At 67.9% G+C, this 21,911-nt stretch carries 16 protein-coding genes; 10 read left to right on the plus strand and 6 right to left on the minus strand.

Annotation, left to right across the window (positions count from 1 at the left end; all coding sequences use genetic code 11):
* Positions 1-107: 107 nt before the first annotated feature.
* Positions 108-2,912 (minus strand): TonB-dependent receptor, encoded by a 2,805-nt coding sequence (locus ACQKJZ_RS07270; RefSeq protein WP_427730541.1) that lies wholly within the window; start codon positions 2,910-2,912, stop codon positions 108-110.
* A 197-nt stretch (positions 2,913-3,109) separates the two neighbouring features.
* Here ACQKJZ_RS07270 and ACQKJZ_RS07275 point away from each other — a divergent pair, with 197 nt between their 5' ends.
* Positions 3,110-4,360: a histidine-type phosphatase gene (locus ACQKJZ_RS07275; RefSeq protein ID WP_427730542.1), complete on the plus strand. Its 1,251-nt coding sequence runs from the start codon at positions 3,110-3,112 to the stop codon at positions 4,358-4,360.
* A gap of 204 nt (positions 4,361-4,564) precedes the next feature.
* Here the strand turns inward: ACQKJZ_RS07275 and ACQKJZ_RS07280 are convergent, their stop codons facing one another.
* Entirely contained in the window at positions 4,565-7,018 is a 2,454-nt protein-coding gene (locus ACQKJZ_RS07280) for a DUF3772 domain-containing protein (protein ID WP_427730543.1), read from the minus strand.
* A gap of 175 nt (positions 7,019-7,193) precedes the next feature.
* On the opposite strand from ACQKJZ_RS07280, the gene ACQKJZ_RS07285 reads away from it, so the two are divergent.
* The 7 genes from ACQKJZ_RS07285 (at position 7,194) to ACQKJZ_RS07315 (ending at position 16,765) form a co-directional block, all read left to right on the plus strand.
* The gene (locus tag ACQKJZ_RS07285; RefSeq protein ID WP_427730544.1) at positions 7,194-8,789 is read left to right on the plus strand and encodes a sensor histidine kinase; all 1,596 of its coding nucleotides are present in this window, start codon (positions 7,194-7,196) and stop codon (positions 8,787-8,789) included.
* Complete coding sequence (locus ACQKJZ_RS07290) at positions 8,786-9,169, plus strand: response regulator (protein WP_312490725.1); 384 nt, start codon at positions 8,786-8,788, stop codon at positions 9,167-9,169. The genes ACQKJZ_RS07285 and ACQKJZ_RS07290 overlap by 4 nt, the downstream gene beginning before the upstream one ends.
* Positions 9,166-9,957 carry a Crp/Fnr family transcriptional regulator gene (locus ACQKJZ_RS07295; RefSeq protein WP_427730545.1) on the plus strand — a complete coding sequence of 264 codons (792 nt, stop codon included), beginning with the start codon at positions 9,166-9,168 and terminating at the stop codon, positions 9,955-9,957. Before ACQKJZ_RS07290 ends, ACQKJZ_RS07295 begins: the two co-directional genes overlap by 4 nt.
* Positions 9,958-10,117: 160 nt before the next feature.
* Positions 10,118-12,790 carry a TonB-dependent receptor gene (locus ACQKJZ_RS07300; protein WP_427730546.1) on the plus strand — a complete coding sequence of 891 codons (2,673 nt, stop codon included), beginning with the start codon at positions 10,118-10,120 and terminating at the stop codon, positions 12,788-12,790.
* Positions 12,790-13,890, plus strand: coding sequence for a phosphatidylinositol-specific phospholipase C1-like protein (locus ACQKJZ_RS07305; protein ID WP_427730547.1), 1,101 nt, complete (start codon positions 12,790-12,792; stop codon positions 13,888-13,890). The genes ACQKJZ_RS07300 and ACQKJZ_RS07305 overlap by 1 nt, the downstream gene beginning before the upstream one ends.
* A 142-nt stretch (positions 13,891-14,032) precedes the next feature.
* Entirely contained in the window at positions 14,033-15,544 is a 1,512-nt protein-coding gene (locus tag ACQKJZ_RS07310; protein WP_427730548.1) for a DUF1800 domain-containing protein, read from the plus strand.
* A gap of 9 nt (positions 15,545-15,553) precedes the next feature.
* On the plus strand, positions 15,554-16,765 hold the full coding sequence (locus ACQKJZ_RS07315; RefSeq protein ID WP_427730549.1) for a DUF1501 domain-containing protein: 1,212 nt from the start codon (positions 15,554-15,556) through the stop codon (positions 16,763-16,765).
* Here the strand turns inward: ACQKJZ_RS07315 and ACQKJZ_RS07320 are convergent, their stop codons facing one another.
* From ACQKJZ_RS07320 to ACQKJZ_RS07330, 3 genes are all read right to left on the minus strand, one after another.
* Positions 16,766-17,239: an Rrf2 family transcriptional regulator gene (locus ACQKJZ_RS07320; protein WP_312490885.1), complete on the minus strand. Its 474-nt coding sequence runs from the start codon at positions 17,237-17,239 to the stop codon at positions 16,766-16,768.
* A 171-nt stretch (positions 17,240-17,410) separates the two neighbouring features.
* Positions 17,411-18,208 carry a glutaminyl-peptide cyclotransferase gene (locus tag ACQKJZ_RS07325; protein ID WP_427730550.1) on the minus strand — a complete coding sequence of 266 codons (798 nt, stop codon included), beginning with the start codon at positions 18,206-18,208 and terminating at the stop codon, positions 17,411-17,413.
* Complete coding sequence (locus ACQKJZ_RS07330; RefSeq protein WP_427730558.1) at positions 18,208-18,771, minus strand: helix-turn-helix domain-containing protein; 564 nt, start codon at positions 18,769-18,771, stop codon at positions 18,208-18,210. Before ACQKJZ_RS07330 ends, ACQKJZ_RS07325 begins: the two co-directional genes overlap by 1 nt.
* A gap of 136 nt (positions 18,772-18,907) precedes the next feature.
* Here ACQKJZ_RS07330 and dapF point away from each other — a divergent pair, with 136 nt between their 5' ends.
* Together dapF and ACQKJZ_RS07340 are read left to right on the plus strand one after the other, a co-directional pair.
* The gene (gene dapF, locus ACQKJZ_RS07335; protein WP_427730551.1) at positions 18,908-19,843 is read left to right on the plus strand and encodes a diaminopimelate epimerase; all 936 of its coding nucleotides are present in this window, start codon (positions 18,908-18,910) and stop codon (positions 19,841-19,843) included.
* A gap of 228 nt (positions 19,844-20,071) precedes the next feature.
* Complete coding sequence (locus ACQKJZ_RS07340; RefSeq protein ID WP_427730552.1) at positions 20,072-20,896, plus strand: oxygenase MpaB family protein; 825 nt, start codon at positions 20,072-20,074, stop codon at positions 20,894-20,896.
* A gap of 1 nt (position 20,897) precedes the next feature.
* On the opposite strand, the gene ACQKJZ_RS07345 is transcribed toward ACQKJZ_RS07340, so the two are convergent.
* Positions 20,898-21,821 (minus strand): winged helix DNA-binding protein, encoded by a 924-nt coding sequence (locus ACQKJZ_RS07345; protein ID WP_427730553.1) that lies wholly within the window; start codon positions 21,819-21,821, stop codon positions 20,898-20,900.
* Between the last annotated feature and the right edge of the window lie 90 nt (positions 21,822-21,911).

Raw genomic sequence — 21,911 nt, forward strand, 5'->3', positions numbered from 1 at the left:
CGTCGCCTCCCCCACAAAAAAACGCCGATGGCCATGGGACCATCGGCGTGAAGTTACGCCCCGATACCTGCGGGGGTCGCAGATACCGGGTCGGGGAGAGGGTAAGATCAGAAGGCGTAGGTCATGTTGAGCATGTAGATGCGGCCCGTCTCGACATAGCCACCCTTGCGGTCGTTCGACAGATACGCCTTACGCTCGCTGGTCGTCGCCCAATAGCTATGCTCGTTGAACAGGTTCTGTACCGATGCACCGACCGTCAGACCAGAGGGCATCGTGTAGTTGACGATCAGGTTCGAAATGGTCGTCGGCTGGATATAGGTGTCCGGCCGGCTGGAGCGCAGATCATACAGGCGGTCGCCGGTATAGTTATAGTTCCACTCCGCCGCGAACCCGCCATGGCTGTAGAACAGCGCGGCGTTGTACATCACTTCCGGCGCCTGGGTCATGCGCTGTTCGCGCATCTGGCCGTTGACGAAGACATTCGCCTTGGCCTTTTGCAGCGTGACATTGGCCTGGACGCCCAGACCGCTGAGCAGACCCGGCAGGCCCTTCAGCGTATAGCGGCCGAACAGTTCGACGCCGTAGATCTGGCCGGTCGCATCGGTGGTCAGGCCCGACACTTCGACGCCGCCCTGCTGTTCCGACTGCGGATTGCCCCAGATGTTATAGTCGCCGCCGGCATTGGTGGTGCCGGTCGCGAACAGGACATGGTTCAGCTTCTTGTAGAAGGGGCTGACCGAGAAGAAGTCGGTGCCCTGCCCCTTGATCTCGAGCGAGGTGTCATAGTTCCACGAGGTCTGCGCATCGAGGTTCGGGTTGGGAATGAACACCCCCGTCACCTCGCCCAGATCGTTGCGCGTCACACGCGTCGGCCCGAGCAGCAGGTCGAAGGCCGGCCGCGAATAGCTTTTGCGGATCGAAGCGCGGATGACCATGTCGTCATTGGGACGGTAATTGGCGATAACGCTGGGCAACCACTGGTCGTAATTGCGCGACGTGGTCACGAACTGGCCGGTATCGTTGCCCTGGTCCTGCCAATAGGTGCCCTTGAACCGGTTATATTCGTAGCGGACGCCCGGCACGACCTGAAGCTGGCCGAATTGCATGGTCGCCATCACATAGCCGGCCAGCCGGTTCTCGCGTCCGTCGAGCCGGTTTTCCTTCAGCTTCACGGGGTCGAGATTGGCGAGCTTGGGCGAGGAGAGCTGGCGGACCTGGTTTTCGATATAATCGGTGTCGATCAGATAGATCGGCACCTGCGCGGCCTTGTTCATGAACCCGCCCAGGAAGCGGCCGGGCAGCGAGGTCAGCGCCGGACCGGTCGCGGCATAGCGCGGCGAGTTGCTGCCATCCGCATTGGGGAAGGTATATTGCAGCGCGCCGTCATCACCCAGCGCGTTGGCGTAGCGCTTGGCATCCTCGACCTTGGCGCCCGCCGCGATCGACACCAGGCCCTGGTCGGCATGATGCCAGGTCGTATCGAACTGGCCTTCCAGGCGGCGTTCCCAAGTGTTCTCGAACTGCTGGGTGACGTACCACTGCTTCAGCTTCGATGGATCGGCCAGATAGGCGCGCGCCGCGTCGGTCAGCACGACCTGCGGGAAGGTGCGGTCGCCGATCGAGGTGACCATGCGATAGGCCGCCGTGCCGCTGTTGGTCGCGGTGCCGATATAGGGACGGCCGGCAAAGCCCGACTGGATACGCAGCGGATAGTCCTGCGACCCACGCGAATAGGCGCCGTGATAGTCGAAGGTGAAGTCGCCCGACCGGCTCTGGCCGCCCAGCTTGGTCGTCACCAGCTCCTGCTTGCTGTGCTCGGTGCGGAAATAATGAGTCGCGGTCAGGCCGTAATCGGCGCGGAAGCCGGCGGCGTCGTACGAACCGTTATTGGGGTTCGGATTGATCTGGTCGGGCGCCAGGCTGGTCTGACGCAGCGCGGTCTGGTCCATCCAGCTCTTGAGATTGTAGCGGCCATAGGTGGAGTGCAGATACAGGTCGGTGCTCTCGCCCTTCCAGTCGAGGTTCAGCGTGCCGCCGACGCGCTCGATCCGGTTGCGGAAGGACTGCCACTGCACGCCGCGCGGGAACAGATTGTCCAGATTGTCGCGGATCATGCCGGGGATGTTGTTATTATACTTCTCCCAGTCGTGCTGCATCGCGGTCGATTCGCCCAGCACATGCTTCAGGCCATAATAGGCCGAGGCATAGACGCCAAGATCGCCGACGCGCTGCGCGGTTTCGACCTGCACGGTGCCGCCCCAGGGGTCCTGCCGACGCGCATCGGCGCGGCCCGCGAGCTGGCCCTGAAGGCGGATCTGGGTGCGGTGGTTGGGCAGGTCGAACGCGGTGATCGGCACCATGTCGATGATGCCCGCGATCGCGTCGCCATCGTACCGCGCGGTCGGCGCCTTGTCGACGCGCACTGTCTGCAGCGAGAAGGGCGACAGCAGGTTCATCGAGATGGCGCGGGTGCGCGCATCGGTCTGCGCCAGCCGCACGCCGTCGAGCGAATAGGCGTTGTACGAGGTGTCGAGACCGCGGATCGAGACATATTGCGCCTCGCCGGTCGCCGCCGCGTTGCGCGACTGGTCGACCGAGGAGCTGATGCCCGGCAGGCGGGTGAGCAGGTCGGCCAGATTCTGTTGCGGCTGAAGACGCAGTTCCTCGCCCGACACCACGGTGGCGAGCGACTGGCTGCGCAGCTGTTCGTCCTGCGCGTCGACGATCGCCTGGCGGTGGCCCTTGACCACCACTTCCTCACCCACTTGCGGATCGACTACCGGATCGGCGGCGGCGGTCGCGGCCGGCGCGACGGGATCGCTGGCGCGCGCCGGGCCGGCGATCAACAGCGTGGCGGCGGCGGTGCCGCACAACAGGCGCACGGCATGCGCCCGCTTGGCAGAAGCGGTCATGATTTCCCCTGATATGGTCTTGATGGCGACGCCCCCGGGCGCCTTCGCCGGCCCCGCTAGAGACGAGCTGTGACAGTCCGATGACTTATTGACCGACTTTTGATGAAACCGAAAAATTACTGCGGGACGACGTCAATACTCGTCATCATTCGGGCAATGTCATGATGGTGACGCGAAAGCCGCGCAAAGGCGCGCGCATGATCGCATCCGCCCTTCGCCAAGCCCCGGCCGCTCTCGCGCTGCTCGCCGCCACCGCCACGTCGCCGGCGCCTGCCCGGCCCGCCCCCTCTCCAACCAACCCCACCGCACGCGCTGCCGACGGGCTGACGCTCGACCGTGTCGTCGGGCTGATGCGCCACGGCGTGCGCGCGCCACTCGATGGCGAGGTGCCGCACGGCACCCGTACCGCCAAGGCCTGGCCGCGCTGGTCCACCCCGGAAAGCGAGCTGACCCCGCGCGGCGCCGAGGCGCTCGAAATCGAGGCCCGGGCCGACCGTGCCCGATGGGCCGCGCAAGGGCTGATCCCCGCCACCGGCTGCCCCGCCCCGGGCATGGTGCGGCTTTCGACCAACAACGCCTCGCGCACCATCGCCAGTGGCCGGGCCTATGCCGAAGGTCTGGCGCCGGGCTGCGCGCTGCCGGTTGAGCATCGCCCCATCGGCCAGGTCGATCCCCGTTTCGAGCCGCTTCGCGCCCGCGCGACCAAGTTCGACGCGGCAGCGGCGGTGGCCGACATCAACCGCTTCACCGGCGGCATGGACGCGCTGGTCGCGCGGCACCGGCCGGCGCTCCGCCTGCTCGACACGGTGCTGGGTTGCGGCGATGCCAAGGGGTGCGACCCCGCCGGCCCCGCCCGGCTGACGCCCTCGGCCGACGGGCATGGCATCGACCTCACCGGCCCGATCCGCACCGCATCGGGCACCGCGCAGGTGCTGTTGCTGCAATATGCCGAGGGACTGTCACCCTCGGTCGGCGGGGCGCCGGTCGATGGCGCGATGCTGGCCCGGCTAGGCGGCATCCACGCCGCGCTCTTCGACGTCTATTCGCGCTCGCCCTATATGGCCGCGCACCAGTCGGCGGCGTTCGGCCGGCACATGCTGGACGCGCTGACCGCGCCGCAGGGGCCCGCGATTGACATGCTGGTCGGGCACGACACCAACGTCACCGCGCTGGCCGCGTTGCTCGGCTTCGATCTGGTCGCGCCCGGCTATGCGACCAACGATGCCGCACCCGGTGGCGCGATCCTGATCCGGCGCTGGCACGATCGCCGGGGGCGGCGCTTCGTCACCCTGGCCTATCGCACCCAGTCGCCCACGCGAATCCGCGACCATTCGGACGCGGTCAGCGTGACGCCGGTGCAGGTGCGCGGCTGTCCGGTCGGCGCGCCCTGCCCGCTCGACCGGTTCGTGGCGGTGATGAAGGAACGGCTCGCCCCGCTGGCGGAATGACTGGCGGCAGGCGGCGCCCGTTTCCGCTTCGGGCGTGGGATCGGCCGGCCCTGGTGTCGGCGGCCAGGGCGGGCGTCGCCGCCAGCGCCAGGAAAACGGTGCCGCCCAGCAGCGTCGTGCGAATGAAATGGGTCGTCATGCTCGTCATCCCTATCTGCCGGTCGTCGTTGGCGGCGCGGATAGGGGTGGCCCAAGAAGGTCGCGTTACCCTCTGGTGGCCGGGCGGGACGTGTTCATTTCATTTTCGGGTTCGTTTGGCGCGGACGGGTTCGGCGGGCCGACCAGTTCCAGCCGCTGGGGCACGGTGCCGATGGCGATGCCGTGCTCGCGCAAGGCGGGCAGCAATCGCAACAGCACCGCGCTGCGCGTGCCATAGGCCACGCGCGGGCTGGCGACATGCGCGAAGCAGTTGAACAGAATGCGCCCGTCGACGATCGAGTCGATGAAGGCCGATGGCGCCGGCTCGGCCAACACCGCCTCCTGCTCGGCGAAACATTCGAGCACGATCGAACGCACCAGCGCGGCGTCCGCCTCGATCGGTACCGAGAACTGGATCTGGATACGCCCCAGCGGCCCGGACAGCGTCTTGTTCAGCACCGATTTGGTGATCAGCTCGGAATTGGGGACGATCAGCGTCGAATGATCGGCCAGCTCGATCTCGGTCGAGCGCACGCTGATCCGCTTGACGTCGCCTTCGTCGGTGCCGACGCGCACCAGATCGCCGATCTTGATCGGCCGTTCCGCCAGCAGGATCAGGCCGGAGACGAAATTCTGGGTGATCGCCTGAAGACCGAAACCGATACCGACCGACAGCGCCGAGAGCAGGAGCGCGATCCGCTCTATCCCGATCCCCAGCGACGCCAGCCCCCAGATCACGGCCAGCGCCACGCCGATATAGCGCGCGACCAGGCTGACCGAATTGCGCCCCGACCCGTCCAGATCGGTCGCGGGCAGATAGCGCTGGTCGAGCCAGCGCATGAAGCCGCGCACGATCGCCAGCCCGACGAACAGCACGATCAGGCCGCGCAGGATCGCCCCGGGGGAAATCCAGACGCCGCCGACCTTGATACCCTCGGCGAACTGGCCGATCTGGTCGAACACCGCGCCCGGATCGCCGCTCGCGCCGAACGGCCGCAGCAACAGGCCCAGCGCCAGGACGATCAGCGCCAGCCGGACGATACCCGACAGGATCAGGCCGAACTGGTCGACCATGCTGCCGCGTATCCCCAGCGCGCGGGTCAGGGTGGTGCCGATCCGACTGTCACGCACGAAGACGGTCGTGGCGATATCGTCGGTGGCGACCAGCATCAGATAGAGCGCCGATCCGAGCAGCACGGTCCAGCCGATCATCAGCGCGACGAACCAGGCCAGCCAGATATAGCCGATGGCCAGCGCCACGCTCGCCACGCCGAGCGCCACCCAGGCGAGCAGGATGGCAAGGCTGAGACCCGCGCTGATGCCCGCACGCGTCGCGTCCTCGCGCGCGGCGCTTGCGGCACGCAACCGCCCCACCACGACCAGCGTCGCGACGATCAGCATCAGGTGCAGCAGCGCCTCGATCGCCTGGGTGGCGATCACCGCCGAGCGGCTGCTGCCGATCGCCGCCTCGAATGCCCCGACCATCGTCGTCGCGAAGGTCAGGATGGTCAGGACCCAGGATAGCGGGCGCAGGCGGCTGGCCGTCTCGTCGTCGAACGGCGTGATGCGCCAGGACGGCTGGCTGCGCATCAGCACCGCACCGGTGACGGCGGCGGTGAACCCCGCGACCCCGGCGGCGAAGACGAACCCGTCGAGGAAATCACTCCAGCGCTGCGGCAACAGGCCGGACCAGCGCAAGCCCTGCACGAGGACGAACGCCCCGGCGAGCGGGCACAACGTCCCCACCGCCACGCGCCACAGGCTGTTGGCCGATCGTCGCACCCGGCTGGGCGGAGCCTCTGCGATCAGCCGCCGCTGCATCAACCGGTGCGCCTTCAGCCGCACCGGTCCCACCAGAACGATGGCGAGCGCCAGGCCCAGCATGGCGTGCCACGGGATGCCGCCCCGCCACTGGCGCGACAGCTGCGCGCCGCCCTGTTGCAGGAACAGCCCCACCCGGCGAAGGTCACGCGGCGTCTGGTCCAGGACGATCGTCCAGAAGGTGGGGCTGAGCGGCGACGGCACCTTGGAGGAAAGCTTCTGGCTGAACTGCTCGGCCTGGCCGCGGTCGATCTCGTCGACCAGCTGGCCGGCCTCGACCCCGGCCAACCGGCCGCGCTTGATCGCGGCGTCGAGCGAGGTGCGCACAGCGTTCAACGTTTTCCGCTGGGCGCGCAATTCGGGCGCCTCGGTCTCACCGGGCGTCACCGCGCCCAGCCCGGCGATCCGCGCATTGACCAGCGCCAGCTGCTCGGTCAGGTCGGCGATGGCCTGGTTGGTGCCATCCTGGGCGGCTTGCGCCTTGCCGCGCAGATCGCGGCGGTCATCGTCATCGACGCGGGCGTCGAGCGCCTGGTCGACGGCGCGGACATCCAGTTCGGCCTGCGCGATCCGGTCCGTCGCCGCGGCCACCGGATCGCCCTGCGCCCATGCCGGCCGTACGACGGCAAGGGCCGCGATCAGCAGCAGGATCAGCGCGACATGGCGGACCAGGTTCGGACGGCGGACGACAAGGGACATGGACAGCGGCCAGTTGGGACAGGTGGCCGCCCTCATACCCGCCCCGCCACGGTGACGCGAGGGGCGGCGTCCGGTACGGTGTGCGCACGCCATTTGCCAGCGATGCGGAAATTGTGTGTACCGGGGACCCGGCCCCGGCCGGGTTCGTTGAGAATGCTCGGGAATTTTCCAAACCATGTCCGATTCGGCCGATCAGTCCCCGTGCGCCGCCCCGCCCGAGCCGCCCGTCGACTCGATGCGGCGCGACGCGCATGTGCTGGCCGGGATCAACCGCATCCTCCATGAAGCGTTGAGCGCGTCGACCGAGGAGGAACTGGGGCAGCTGTGCCTGGAAGTCGCCGAGGACCTGACCGGCGCGGCGTTCAGCTTCTTCGGCGAGGAGCGCGATGCCAGCGGGCGGCTCGACCATCTGGCGATCAGCGAGCGCGGCTGGGCCGCCTATCGCGGCAGCGATCCCGAATTCTCGCAACGCAAGCTGCCCAATGGCTTGAAGATACGCGGCATCTTCGGCGAGGTGATGGTCCAGGATCGCACCCTGATCGTCAACGAACCCGCCAGCCATCCCGCTCGCGTCGGCCTGCCCCAGGGGCATCCGGTACTGCACAATTTCCTGGGCGTGCCGCTGCGCCACAATGGCGAGACCTTCGCCATGTTCGCGCTCGGCAACCATCCGACCGGCTTTACCGAACGCGAGAAGGCGATCGCCGAGGAACTGGCCCCCGCCATCGTCCAGGCGCTGTTGCGCAAGCGCGCGGAAATGGCCTCGCGCGCCAGCCGCCGCCGGTTGCTGACCCTGATCGAGGGGATACCGCAGCTGGTCTGGACCGCGACCAGCGACGGCCGCTGGACCTGGGCCAGCCCGCAATGGGTGGCGACGACCGGGCTGTCGGTCGAGGAGAGCCTGGGCCATGGCTGGCAGGCGGCGGTGCACCCCGATGACCGCGACGCCGCGCACGCCTTCTGGACGCAGGCGAGCGAGGGGGGCGACCTGACCATGGAGGGCCGGCTGTTCCATGCCGAGACCGGCCGCTATCGCTGGTACAAGACCCGCGCGACGCCGGTGCGCGACGATCATGGCGCGATCGTCGAATGGTTCGGCACCTCGACCGACATCGACAATCTGCGCCGGTTGCAGGACCGGCAGGAAACGTTGGTCGCCGAATTGCAGCACCGGGTGCGCAACATCCTGACCATCGTGCGTTCGATCTTCACCCGCACGGTCGAGGCGGGCGGCCCGATCGACGAGATTTCGGATCATTTCCGCGGCCGCCTGGATTCGCTGGCGCGCACGCAGATCGTCGCGACCCAGACGCTGTCGGGGCGCGTCGACCTGGAAAACCTGATCCGCGACGAATTGCTGGGCGTGGGCGCGATCGAGGACGACCGGCTGTCGATCCGGGGTCCCGACGTGACCCTTCCCGCCGATACCGCCGAGTCGATCGGGCTGGCCATCCATGAGCTGACCACCAATGCGCTCAAATATGGCGCGCTTCGCCATCCCACCGGGCGATTGGCGATCGCATGGCACGTCGAGGCGCATTTCGATCGCAAATGTGAACTAATTGTAAAATGGGATGAAACGGGTGTACCAGCGATGCCCGTCCCGCCGGTCCGCGAAGGATTCGGAACGGAATTGATCCGCGAGGCCCTGCCCTATGGGTTGGGCGCGCGGACCAATCTGCAATTCCGTGGTGGCGGCGTGCTGTGTGTGATATCGTTACCATTGCCGATTGAGGATGTCGGTCTGTTGAACCGGAGTGCCGAGGGATGAGCCATACGTCGCCACTCGCCGACAAGCGGATCCTGGTGGTCGAGGACGAGTATTTCATCGCCCGCGATCTGGAGCGCGCGCTGCGCGCCGCCGATGCGATCGTCATCGGTCCGGTCGGGACGCTGGAGCAGGGCCTGGACCTGGCCGAGACGCAGGAGCTCGACGCCGCGGTGCTCGACGTCAACCTGGCCGGCACGCGCGCCTTCGCCATCGCCGACCGCCTGTCCGCGCGTTCGGTGCCCTGGGCCTTCCTGACCGGCTATGACGAATGGGCCCTGCCCGCCCCCTATCGCTCGGCGTCGATCGTCGCCAAGCCCTTTCATGCCGACCGCGTCATTCGCGTGATCGGCGCGCTGATGCCCGATGAAGGACGCGCATGACCCAGCCTGTTCGCACCGCCCGGGTCGCCCCCGAAACCGTCGCCCTCGAAACCGTCACCGCCGACATGCCCGCGCTGCGCCTGCTGAACGCGCTCGCCCCGCTGGACGCGGCGGATCGCGACCGGCTGCACCAGGCGATGGCCGCCGCGCGGATCGTGCCGGCGCGCCACCCCATCCTGACGCTGGGCCGGCCGATGCCGGAGAGCCAGATCCTGCTCCAGGGCTGGGCCGCGCGCGTCCGCATCCTGCCCGATGGCCGGCGGCAGTTCATGAGCTTCTATCTGCCCGGCGACGTGATCGGGCGGGTGCATCATGCCATGCCGGTCGCCTCCGCGACCGTGATCGCGCTGACCGAATGCGTGATGTGCACCGCGCCCGCCGCGCCCGCCGGATCGAGCCTGGCCCAGGCCTATGCCATCGGCGCGGCGCTCGACGAAGCCTATCTGCTCGGTCATGTCGTCCAGCTCGGCCGGCTGAACGCGCAGGAGCGGATCGGCGACTTCCTGCTGGAAATCTATGAGCGGCTGTCGCTCGCCGGGCTGACCGTGGGCGGCAGTTTCGAGATGCCGCTGACCCAGGAGATGCTGGCCGACGCGCTGGGGCTGACTCCGGTACACGTCAACCGCATGATCCAGCAGGCGCGGCGCGACGGCGACCTGATGTGGAAGTCGGGCCGCGTGCTGCTGCGCGATCCAGAGCGCACCGCGCGCACCATCGGCCGCCTGCGCCCACAGGTCATCGGCACGCCCTCGCTCGACGAGGCGAACGGGTCGGCGAACGCGCCCTGATCGGTCGATCGGCGTTCGCCCATGATTGACCGACATATGTGATGATTTGGTGCCTGACTGGTATTTTCACCATATCGTCATCAATAATACGCCGAGCTGACATCGATTGCACCTAACGCCCCCGTCGAACCGGCATACCGGCCGAAGGGGGATCATATTCATGCTTACGTCTCGCAGCCTGTTGAAGGCTTCGGTTTCGCTCATCCTGATGACCGGCGCGCTGGCCGCGCCCGCCGTGGCGCAGCAGGCGCCCGCCGCCACGACCGCCGCCGATGAGGGCGAACAGGGCGAAGAGATCGTCGTCAACAGCACCTATGCGCGCAGCCTGGCCGCCGGCATCGAGACGAAGCGGCGGGCGGCTTACGGCGTCGATTCGATCAGCTCGACCGATATCGGCAAGTTCCCGACCCAGAACGTCGCCGAGGCGCTGCAGCTGGTCCCCGGCGTGGCGATCACCCGTCCGCGCGGCGAAGGGCTTTATGTCAGCGTCCGGGGTCTGGGGCCGCAGTTCCAGAATACGCTGATGAACGGGCGCACCATCGCGCTCAATGACCTGATCGAAAATGGCGGCGCGGCCGGGAGGCAGTTCCGCTTCGAGATGCTGCCCGCCGAATTCACCTCCAGCATCGACGTGGTCAAGACGCCCACCGCCGACATGAGCGAGGGCGCGCTGGGCGGCAATATCGACGTCAAGACCTTCCGCCCGCTCAACGTCGGCAACAAGTCGACCGTCAACATCCGCGGCACCTACACCACCATGACCAAGGAGGTTCGCCCCAACGTCACCGTGCTGACCAGCGCGAAGAACGGCGACGGCACGTTCGGTATCCTGGCGGGTGCGCAATATTGGGGCAAGACAGTCCGCAACGACCGCTTCATGAACTTCGGCTGGTTGCTGAACCGCTATACCGATGCCGCGCGGGGCGGTGCGCCGACCGGCCTCTATTCGCCGACCCGCACCCGCCCCACCGTCGAGACCGAGGATCGCAAGCGCATCTCCGGCATCGTCTCGGCACAATGGGCGCCGACGACCGAGTTGGAAACCACGCTGGACGTGATCGCGACGCGCCTGGACGTCGCCTATGACGAGTTCGGCCTCGACATCTACCCGGACGACGTCAACGTCACGATCGGCGGCGTCAAGCAGCTGCCGACCGTGCTCCAGCCCGGCTATACCGTCACCGGCGACACGATCACCAAGGCGACGATCGCCAATGCCCGTTTCATGGGCACCCGCGAATACAGCCTGAACCGCCACGACCTGCTGACCATCGGCCTGAAGCAGGCATGGAACCCCGATCGCTGGCATGTCACCGCCAACGTCAACTGGTCGGCGGCGCACAGCTATCACCCCGACTATCGCACCGGCACGGTGCGCAGCCGCGCCTATTTCATCGCGCCGCTGACCTATGACGCGTCGGCCGGCTATCAGACGATGTCGACCTTCACCACGCCGGTCGACGTCACCAATCCGGCCAATTACAAGCTGTTCCAGTTCAACATCGCGCCCAAGGACAGCAAGGATTGGGACTTCTACTCGCGCCTCGACGTCGCGCATGATTTCGACGGCTTCCTGTCGAAGCTGGCGGCGGGTGGCGAATATCACTGGCGCAAGCGCGACTATTTCCGCCGCGACTATCTGATCGACACCGGCACCAACCAGCCGCTGACCAACTACGGCGCGGGCGCCTATCAAACGCTGCCCTATGACGACTTCCTGTCGGGCGTGGGTGGCAATGTGTTCCGCAACTGGCTGGTCCCGACGACGGCGGCCTATGTCGGCAATTTCTTCACCCCCGCTATCGCCGCGCAACCGCTGTCGCTGGGCGACCGCCGTTCGTCCTTCGTCGTGTCGGAAAAGATCGCCGCCGCCTATGTCCGCGCCGATTACCAGTTCGACGCAGGGCAGGTACCGGTCAGCGGCAATGTCGGCGTGCGCTATGTCCACACCGATCAGGTGGCGAGCGGTACGCTGACCGCCGGCAATACCGCCACGCCGGTCAGCTACCCCAAGACGTTCAACAACGTCCTGCCCAGCTTCAACCTGCGCGCCGACCTGACGCAGAAGCTGGTCGGTCGTTTGGCGGCCAGCCGCGTGCTGACCCGCCCCAACGTCACCGACACCGCACCGCGCATCACCGTGTCGACCGACGCGCCGACCGCCAGCGGCGGCAATCCGCAGCTGGTCCCCTTCCTCGCCACCCAGTTCGACGGGTCACTGGAATGGTATTTCGCCCCCTCGGGCATGCTGTCGGGTGCGGTCTTCTACAAGGCGATGGACGATTACATCACCCAGTCGAATACCGAGATCAACATTCCGGGTCGCGGAACCGTCCGCCTCTCCAGCTCGGTCAATGGCGGCAATGCCAAGGTGTACGGCGCGGAGGCGGCCTATAGCCAGGTCTTCACCTTCCTGCCCGAACCGTTCGACGGCTTCGGCGTACAGGGGTCGTATACGCATACCGAGGTGAGCGCCGACTACACGGCGGGGTCGCGCACCATCAAGGATCAGCTGATCGGCCTGTCGAAGAACAGCTTCAACCTGGTCGGCTTCTACGACAAGGGGCCGCTGTCAGCGCGGCTCTCCTATGTCTGGCGCGACAAATATCTGTCGAGCACGGGCAGCACGGTGCAGGCGCCTACCTACGTCGCGGCCTTCGGTTCGCTCGACGGCCAGCTGTCGGTGCGCACCGCCGACAACATGACGCTGACGCTGGAGGGCATCAATCTGGCCGGCGCGCGCCAGAACACCTATAACGACAGCAAGATGCGCTTCGGCGAGATCAACTATTACGGCCGGACGATCCTGTTCGGCGTGCGGGCCGAGTTCTGATGTCGGCCCGGACCTTTCTGACGCTGGCGGCGGTCCTCGCGACCGCCGCCGCCCCGGCGCCGCAAGAGCCCTTGCGGATGAACGACATCCAGGTCGTCGGCTCGCACAACAGCTATAAGAAGCGGATCGCGCCCGCCGTCTTCGCCGAACTCGAACGGCGCGATCCCAAGCTCGCCGCTGCACTGGATTACGATCACCTGACCTTAGCGCAGCAGCTCGATCGCGGCGTGCGCCAGCTGGAGATCGATATCTTCGCCGACCCGCAAGGCGGCCGTTTCGCCGATCCCAAGGGCGAGGCCCTGGCACGCGCCGCCGGCGAGCAGACCGGTTTCGACCGTGCGGCGATGATGAAGCCGGGCTTCAAGGTCTTCCACATCCCGGAAGTCGATTACCGGTCCTGCGGCACGCTCAAACAGTGCCTCGGCCAGATCGACGCCTGGTCGCGCGCGCATCCGCGCCACCTGCCGATCATGGTGACGATCAACGCTGCCGACCGGCCGATCGACAAGCCCGGTGTCACCGATCCGCTGCCGCTGACCGCGCCGCTGCTCGACGCACTCGACGCCGAGATCCGCGACGTGCTGACGCCCGACCGGATCATCACGCCGGACGATGTACGCGGCAAGGCGCCGACGTTGCGCGAGGCGGTAACCACCAAAGGTTGGCCGACGCTCGATCGCACTCGCGGGAAAATCTGGTTCGTGCTCGATACGCCATCGGACGTGTCCGACCGTTACCGGGCGGGCCATCCCTCGCTCCAGGGGCGGGCGATGTTCGGCTGGTACGACACCGACCAGCCCGAGGCCTCGGTCGAGATCGTCGGCGACCCGCGCACCGACGGCGGCAAGATCAGGGACTGGGTGAAACGGGGCTTCATCGTCCGCACCCGCAGCGACGCCGACACGCGCGAGGCCCGCGAAAACGACCACAGCCGCCAACAGGCCGCGATCGACAGCGGCGCACAGGCGGTATCGACCGATTATTATCCCGGCGCGCCGACGCGACCGTGGAACCGGGGCTTTACCGTGACCCTGCCCGGTGGGGTGATGGAACGCTGCAACCCGGTGACGCGGCCCGCAGACTGCACGCTGCCGAAGTAACGTTCCCTTTCGTCCCTCGTGACCATCCGCTGACGCTCTTTTCACATCCGGGCAAGCCGGGGTTCAGCCTCGGGCCGTCAGATTATCTTGCAATGAAGCCTGTGCCCGACTCGTTGGCGGCAGGCGGAACGGATGGCGCGACATGGCGCGGGTCGCTTTCTGGACGATATGGGCGCCGGTTCTGGCAACGGCCATGCCGGCGCAGGCCGCCGACCCGGCGCGCGCCGCCGCCTGGGTCGAGCGGCTGGGCTGGGGCCCCTCCGCCGCGCCCGACACCGGCCCCGCGCCAAGCAGCGACGCCTGGCTGCGTCATCAGCTCGACGATCGGATCGATCCCCTGCCTCCGGTGGTCCAGGCCCGCATCGACGGCTTGCGCATCAACCGCGAACCCGTCGCCGCGCTGGTCGTCGAAGCCGATGCCATGCAGCGCGACCTGAAGACCATCGCCGACCCCGACCGGAAAAAGGCGGCACGCCAGGCCTATCAAAAGGCGATGAACGGCCTGGCGGACGAGGCCCGCACCCGCTTCATCCTGCGCGCGCTCTATTCGCCCGACCAACTGCGCGAGCGGATGACGTGGTTCTGGTTCAACCATTTCAACGTGCAGGCGGGCAAGCGCGACATCCGCGCGATGGTCGGCGACTATGAGGAAACGATCCGCGCCCATGCGCTCGGCCGGTTCCGCGATCTGCTGGAGGCGACGCTGCGCCATCCGGCCATGCTGCGCTATCTGGACAATGACCAGAACGCCGCCGGCAAGATCAACGAGAATTACGCGCGCGAGATCATGGAGCTTCATTCCATGGGCGTCGGATCGGGCTATACCCAGACGGACGTGCAGGAACTGGCGCGCATCCTGACCGGCGTCGGGGTTGACCTGAAACCGGATGCGCCCCGGTTGAAACCCGCGCTCCAGCCCTTTTACCGCCGCGCCGGGCTGTTCGCGTTCAATCCGGCGCGCCACGACTTCGGGACGAAACATTTCCTGGGTCACGAGATCAAGGGCACGGGCTTTGCCGAGGTGGAGCAGGCGCTGGACCTGATCGCGGAAAGCCCCGCCACCGCCACCCATGTCTCGCGTCGGATCGCGACCTATTTCATGGGTGATGATCCGCGGCCCGCGCTGGTCGCGCACATGGCCGCCACCTTTCGCCAGACGCATGGCGACATCGCGGCGGTCTTGAAGACGATGATCCGCTCGCGCGATTTCCCGGCGTCGCTGGGCAAGGGGTTCAAGGATCCGGTCGGCTACACGCTGTCGGCGGTACGACTGGGCTATGGGGATCGCGACATCACCAATGTCCGGCCGATCATCGCCTGGATCCGGCAGATGGGCGAGGGACTGTACGATCACGAAACGCCCGACGGCTACGACCTGTCGAGCGCGGCTTGGGCCGCGCCGGGGCAGATGGCGACGCGGTTCGATATCGCGCGGGCGCTGGGCAATGGCGCGGCACGGCTTTTCCAGCCGCCCGATGCCGATCCCGCCACGCCGCCCCCGCCCTCCGCGCCACCGATGCTGAAGGACTCGCCCATCCTCGCCGCGCGGATGGGGACGCTGGGCGAGCCAACGCTGGCCGCACTGGCGCAGGCGCGTTCGCCGGCGGAGTGGAACGCGCTGTATTTCTCATCTCCCGCCTTCATGCATCGATAGGAGGATGCGATGACGCTTCCCCATGTCCATCGCCGCGACCTGCTGGTCGGTGCCGCCGCGCTCGCCCCGATGGTCGTCGCCGGCCGCGCCTTCGCCGCGCCGCAGGCGGGCAGCCGCCTGCTGGTCGTGTTCCTGCGCGGTGCCTATGACGCGGTGAATATCATCGTGCCCGGCGCCAGTGACTTTTACCGCCAGTCGCGGCCCACCATCGCGCTGGCCAAGCCCGATCCGGCCGATCCGAACGCGCCGCTGCCGCTCGATGCCGACTGGGCGCTGCATCCCGCGCTGAGGGATTCGATCCTGCCGCTTTGGCAGGCGAAGCAGATCGCCTTCGTACCCTTTGCCGGCACCGACGATATGAGCCGCAGCCATTTCGAGACGCAGGATAGCATCGAACTGGGCCAGCCGGTCGGCGGGCATCGCAATTACGGCTCGGGCTTCATGGCGCGGCTGGCGGACATTCTGGGGACGGGCCAGCGGCCGATCGCCTTTACCGATCAGTTGCCGCTCTGTTTTCGCGGCGGCGAGGAGCCGGTGCCCAATCTCGCCCTCGCCAATGTCGGCAAGCCGATCGACCAGCGCCAGGCCGCGCTGATCCAGGGCATGTACGCCGATCACCCCGATCTCGCCCGGTCGGTGAGCCAGGGCTTCGCGGTGCGCGACACCGTCTACAAGACGCTGGACCAAGAGATGAAGGCGGCCAGCCGGGGCGCGGTGTCCGCCAAGGGTTTCGCACTGTCGGCGCAGCGGATCGGCACGCTGATGCGCGACCGGTTCAACCTGGCTTTTGTCGATGTCGGCGGCTGGGACACGCATGTGAACCAGGGCGGAGCGACCGGCTATCTCGCCGATCGGATCGGCGATCTGGGACGCGGGCTGGCCGGTTTCGCGCAGGCGATCGGGCCGGTGGCATGGCGGACGACGACCGTGGTCGTCATGTCCGAGTTCGGCCGCACCTTCCGTGAAAATGGCGACCGGGGCACCGACCATGGGCATGGCAGCATCTATTGGGTGATGGGCGGCGGCGTATCCGGCGGGCGGATGGCGGGCGAGCAGGTGGCGCTGTCCGCCGCCACGCTCAATCAGGATCGCGACCTGCCGGTGCTGACCGATTATCGCGGACTGATCGGCGGGCTGGTGGCGCGCCAGTTCGGACTGTCCCGGGATCGGCTCGGCACGCTGTTCCCAGCGACGCGGCCTGCCGACCTCAACCTCGTCTGATCAGGCGTGTCGCCCGGACATGGCCATCGCATCGAACGCCAGATGCGACGCGCCCGCCCGCGTGCGGATATCGGTCAGCACATCGTCCAGCGTCAGGCCGGCGAGTTTTTCCTCCAGCGCCTCCCGCACCGGGGTCAGGATCGCCTCCAGGCTGGGGGTGATGTGGCGATCGATCGCGCTGTCGCCCTCGGGTGGCTGGCGGTGGAAGGCGAAGAAGTTGCGATCCTCGACCGCGTGATAGACCTCGACCAGCCGGATTTCCGACGATGGCCGCGCCAGCATCGCACCGCCGCGATTGCCCAGTTGCGAACGGGTCAGCCCCGCGCTCGCCAGCCGCAGCAGCAGCGCGCGCACCACCGCGGCGTTGGAATTGACGCTGGCGGCAATATCCTCCGAGCGCAGCGGAACATCGCCATGATCGGCCAGCAGCGCCAGCATGTGCAGCGAAACGACAAAACGCGTACTGGTCGGCAAGAATCTCTGCTCCTGTTCTTACCGTTCCCGAATACAGGTCCGGGTCGGGCTGCTTTGCCTAGCCTTATAACGCAATGCCGCCAAGCGATTAATAATCCATGTTAGGGATTTGATTTCGCGAGGCTTCATGCTGGCGTGCATATGGCCGCCGGTGGGTCGTCAGCGCGCGGCCTACCCCAGGCGAATCTCGTACAATTCGGGCCAGTTCTTGCCCGTCACGAAGATGCGATGCTTCACGCGGTCATAGGCGATGCCGTTGGCCACCGAGTCCCGATCGGTCACGCCGGCGCGCGCCGCCGCCTCGCTCAGGTCGACCACGCCCTTCACCATGCCGCTGGCCGGATCGATCCGCACAATATAGGGCGTCATCCAGACATTGGCCCATATTTGCCCGTCGATATATTCCAGCTCATTCAGATATTTGAGCGGCCGCCCATTGGCGGTGACGTCCAGCGTGCGGACCACCGCCATGGTGGTGGGGTCCAGGAAGCGCAGGCGCGGCGTGCCGTCGGACAGGATGATGTGGCGACCGTCATCGGTCATCGCCCAGCCCTCACCCTGATATTTCCACTCGCCCAGCCGCTTGAGCCCCGGCCGGCTCCAGCGGAAGCCGCGTCCGCCATGCCAGGTGACGCTGCGCAGTTCGGGGCCCCAGGCGACGATCCCCTCGCCGAACAGCCCATCGGGCACGGTCGCCTGGCGCAGCGTCTTGCCGCTCGCCAGATCGACCTGGCGGATCACGCTCTGCCCCTCGCGCCCCGTGCTTTCGTACAGCGCGCCATCGGCGATCAGCAGCCCTTCGGTGAAGGCGGTGGTGTCATGCGGATAGGCGCGCACGATCACCGGCTTTTCGATCGTCAGGGGCGCCGGACGCGCGCCGGTAGCGGGGGCGGTGGGGGCGGTGGGCGGCGTCTGCGGGGCGGCGGCCGGCAGCGCCAGTATCAGGGCGAGCGGCAGGATCGGGCGCATCACAGCGTCCGCACGAGCCGGGCAACCCGCGCGATCCAGGCCGGCGCGGCCACCGTCACACCCGCCGCACCGGGTTCGAGCGGCAACAGATGAAGCCCGTCGCCGGGCAGACCCGCCAGACGGGCAAAGACATAACCGCCGGCGGGCCGGGGGACGAGGATATCGCGATTCATGGCGCTGGCGAACCTATCGGGCGCCAGCGGTTCGCACCAGAGCTCATCGCCCGCCCGGTATTCGCCGACCGCGCCAGTGACCGTCACCGCGATCATGCCCGGCCCGGCGCAGGGCGGCGAGACGACGCGGGCCGTCCGGGGCGCGACCGCACCGCGCGGCCCCAGCAGCGCCGCCACGGGCAGGGTCTCGCGCACCGGCAGGGTCACCAGATCGGCGGTGGTGCAGCCCAAGGCGGCCGCGATCCGGTTCAGCCATGGCAAGGACACGGTGCGCGTGCCCATCTCCAACCGGCCGATCGTCTGCGGCGTGGTGGGCGGGCAACAGGCCCGCGCGACATCGTCCAGCGTCATGCCCTTGGCGCGGCGCACTTCGCGGATCGCGGTGATCATCGCCATCTCCCCCTTGAACCTTCCCGGTTCCAAGGTGTCGGACAGTCCCGCCGCGATGGCAAGCCCCGCCCCGCTGGCGGCGACCGGTCGGCTGGGCTAAGCGGGCCACTCGACAGCTTTTCCCGGAGGTCCCGCGATGCGGTTCGCGATCGTAAAATGCCATGGGTCGGGCAACGACTTCCCGATGATCGATGCGCGGGCGCTGACCTTGAGCGACACCCAGTGGGCGGGTGTGGCGCGCGCGCTGGCCGATCGCGCCGGGCCGGTCGGCGGTGATGGGCTGCTCCTTCTCGTCCCCGGTGACGACCGCGCCGAATTCGGCATGGTGATGCGCAACAGCGACGGCAGCGAGGCCGAGACCTGTCTGAACGGCGTGCGCTGCGTCGCGCGGGCGGGGTTCGAGGCGCTGGGCATCGACGCCGCCACCGTCCGGCTCAAGACCTCCTACGCCACCGCGTCGCATGACGCCGATCTGATGCCCGGCGTCTATACGGTACGCGAGACCGCCGGCCCCGCCGGGCTGGCGACCGCCGCCTGGCCGATCCATGGCGCGCCCGAGCGGCTGGTCGATGCGGTGCTGCCGATGCTGGACCCCGCGCGCCGCTTCACCGCCGTCACCATGCCCAACCCCCATTTCGTCCATTTCGTCGAGACGGTGGACGAGGCCGAACTGGTCCGCCTCGGCGAAATCTGCGAGGCCGCGCCCGACTGGCTGCCCAACCGCGCCAATGTCTCCTTCGTCGAAGTGCGCGGGGACTCACTGTTCGTGCGCACCTTCGAGCGCGGCGTCGGCCTGACCGACAGCTGCGGCAGCGCGATGGCGGCGTCCACCTATGCGGCCTGCCTGACCGGCCGTATCGCCTGGGACGTGCCCACCGTGGTGTTCAATCGCGGCGGCCTGGTCCGCGCCTTCGCCGGCGAGGATGGCATGGTCACCCTGTCGGGCAATGCGACCTATGAATGGGCGGGCTCGGTCGCGGTCGACCTGGCCGCCGAGACGGCAAGCGACCTAGTGGTGGAGCGGCGTTTCCCTGACGAAATCGCGGCATGGGAGACGGCCAAGCGGGGGTGAGTATCTTGCGTGGCCTTCGACTTTGCTCGGGGTGAATGGGGGGGCCGACCGGTGCGCATACCCCGTCAGCCGTTCCGCCTGAGCGAAGTCGAAGGCCACGGACCAACCCCGCCGCCAACGCCGGGCGTGCACTTCGACTTCGCTCAGTGCGAACGGAGGCAGAATGGCGCGGGCCGTTCGCCCTCTCTCACGTGCGCAACACCCCGCAACGCCGCGCGTTACCCCATCATGCTTCCCGTCCGCCGCCAGATCGCCGATCAGATACGCGACGTCGTCGGCAGCGATCGGCTGGACCTGTCGCGGCCGCCCGGCGATGACGGGTTGTTCGGGCCCGGCTCGGCGACCTGGGCGGTGCATGGCGACTTCACCGCGATGATGGCGGGCGGCATCGCCTCGCTGCTTGTTCAGATGCTCCACCCGGCCGCGCTGGCGGGCGTGTGGGATCACAGCAATTTTCAGCACGACATGGCGGGCCGGCTGCGGCGCACGGCGGGGTTCATCTCGGTCACCACCTATGGTTCGACCGAGGCGGCCGAACGGATGATCGCGCGGGTGCGCTCCGTCCATGCCCGTGTGAAGGGGACGCTGCCCAATGGTACGGCCTATGCCGCCGACGATCCGCACCTCCTCACCTTCGTCCACGCCGCCGAGGTCGACAGCTTCCTGCGCGCGCACCGCACTTATCGCGACCCCGATTTTCCCGACGCGCGGGCCGACCGGTATCTGGCGGAGATGGCGACGATCGCGCACCGGCTGGGCGCGCGCGACGTACCCGAGGATCGGCATCAGCTGGCGCGTTTCCTGAGCTCGATCCGCGCCGAGCTGCGCGTCGATGCACGGACGCGGATGGTGGCGCGCACCCTGCTCAACCAGCCGGCGCCGACGCCCGCACTGGTGCCGGTCAGCAAATGGCTGACCCAGGCCGGGATCGCGCTGCTGCCGGATTGGGCCGCGCAACTGCACGGGCTGGAGGCGACGGGCGCGATGCGGCCCGCGATCCGGCTGGGCACGCGGCGGCTGGGCGGCGCGATCCGCTGGGCGCTGGCGGGGTGAGCTAGATCGCCTCCAGCCGCCGCATCGCCGCCAGATAGGCGCGCATCCCCTCCAGCGCGCGGTCGGTCAGCACCATGAAGGCGCGGCGGCGATCGGCCGGATCGGGCTGGCGCGCGAACAGCCCCGCCTCGGTCATCTTGCCGATCCAGCGCAGCGCGGTGGTCGGCGCGACGGCGGCGGCGATGCACAGGCTCGACACCGATACCTGCCCGCCTTCCAGATGCGCGGCGTACAGATCGAGCAGCATGTCCCAGGCCGGCTCCTCGAACAGTCCCGATCCGAAGAAGCCGTCGCGCAGCCGCCGCGCGCGGATCATCCGGCGGATCAGCTCGGCATCGCCCGGCTGGGCACGCGCGGGCGCGACGTGAAAGCTCTGATGCCGGTCGCTGACCCCGCCAGCGCGCGGGTCGTCGTCGCCATGGGTCGACAGCCGCGCCAGCACCTCGGCGATGCGCGCCACCTCGGCGTTCAGCTGGCGCAGGCGTTCCGATTCGCCCTCCCGGACATGGCTGTGCAGCATCGTCGCGCCGCTGTTGGTCGCGCCCGCCACCGCCAGCGCCGCGACCAGTTCCAGTTCGCTGGCGTCGCACAACATCGCGACGCGCGGGCCGAGCAGCATCGCCGCCACCAGATCGATGTCCGCCAAGGGCAGGCTGACGACGATCGACAGGTCGAGCGCGGTCGCCACCGCGTCGATCCGCGCCAGTGCGACCTCCTTCGCCGCCGCCGAGGCGCCGTGGGTGTCGATCAGCAACAGCGGCCGCCCCGCCTGTCGCCCGATCTCCTCGGCCACCGCCGGCCAATCGATGCAACGCATCACGCGCCCGCCGGCCTGTCGCACCGCTTGCGTCGCGGCCCCCGCCAGCGCCGGCGCGCCGATCAGGACGACCGAAAAGCCGTCGCCATAAGGATCATGCTGGTCCAACTACGCCCCCCGCCGCCCGCCGATGCGGGCTCGCCTCGTCGTCCTCGGTCGCACGGCATGACGGCACGCGAGCGCGGCGCGTGCATCATG

Source organism: Sphingomonas sp. NPDC019816 (assembly GCF_050274375.1).
Taxonomy (GTDB): domain Bacteria; phylum Pseudomonadota; class Alphaproteobacteria; order Sphingomonadales; family Sphingomonadaceae; genus Sphingomonas.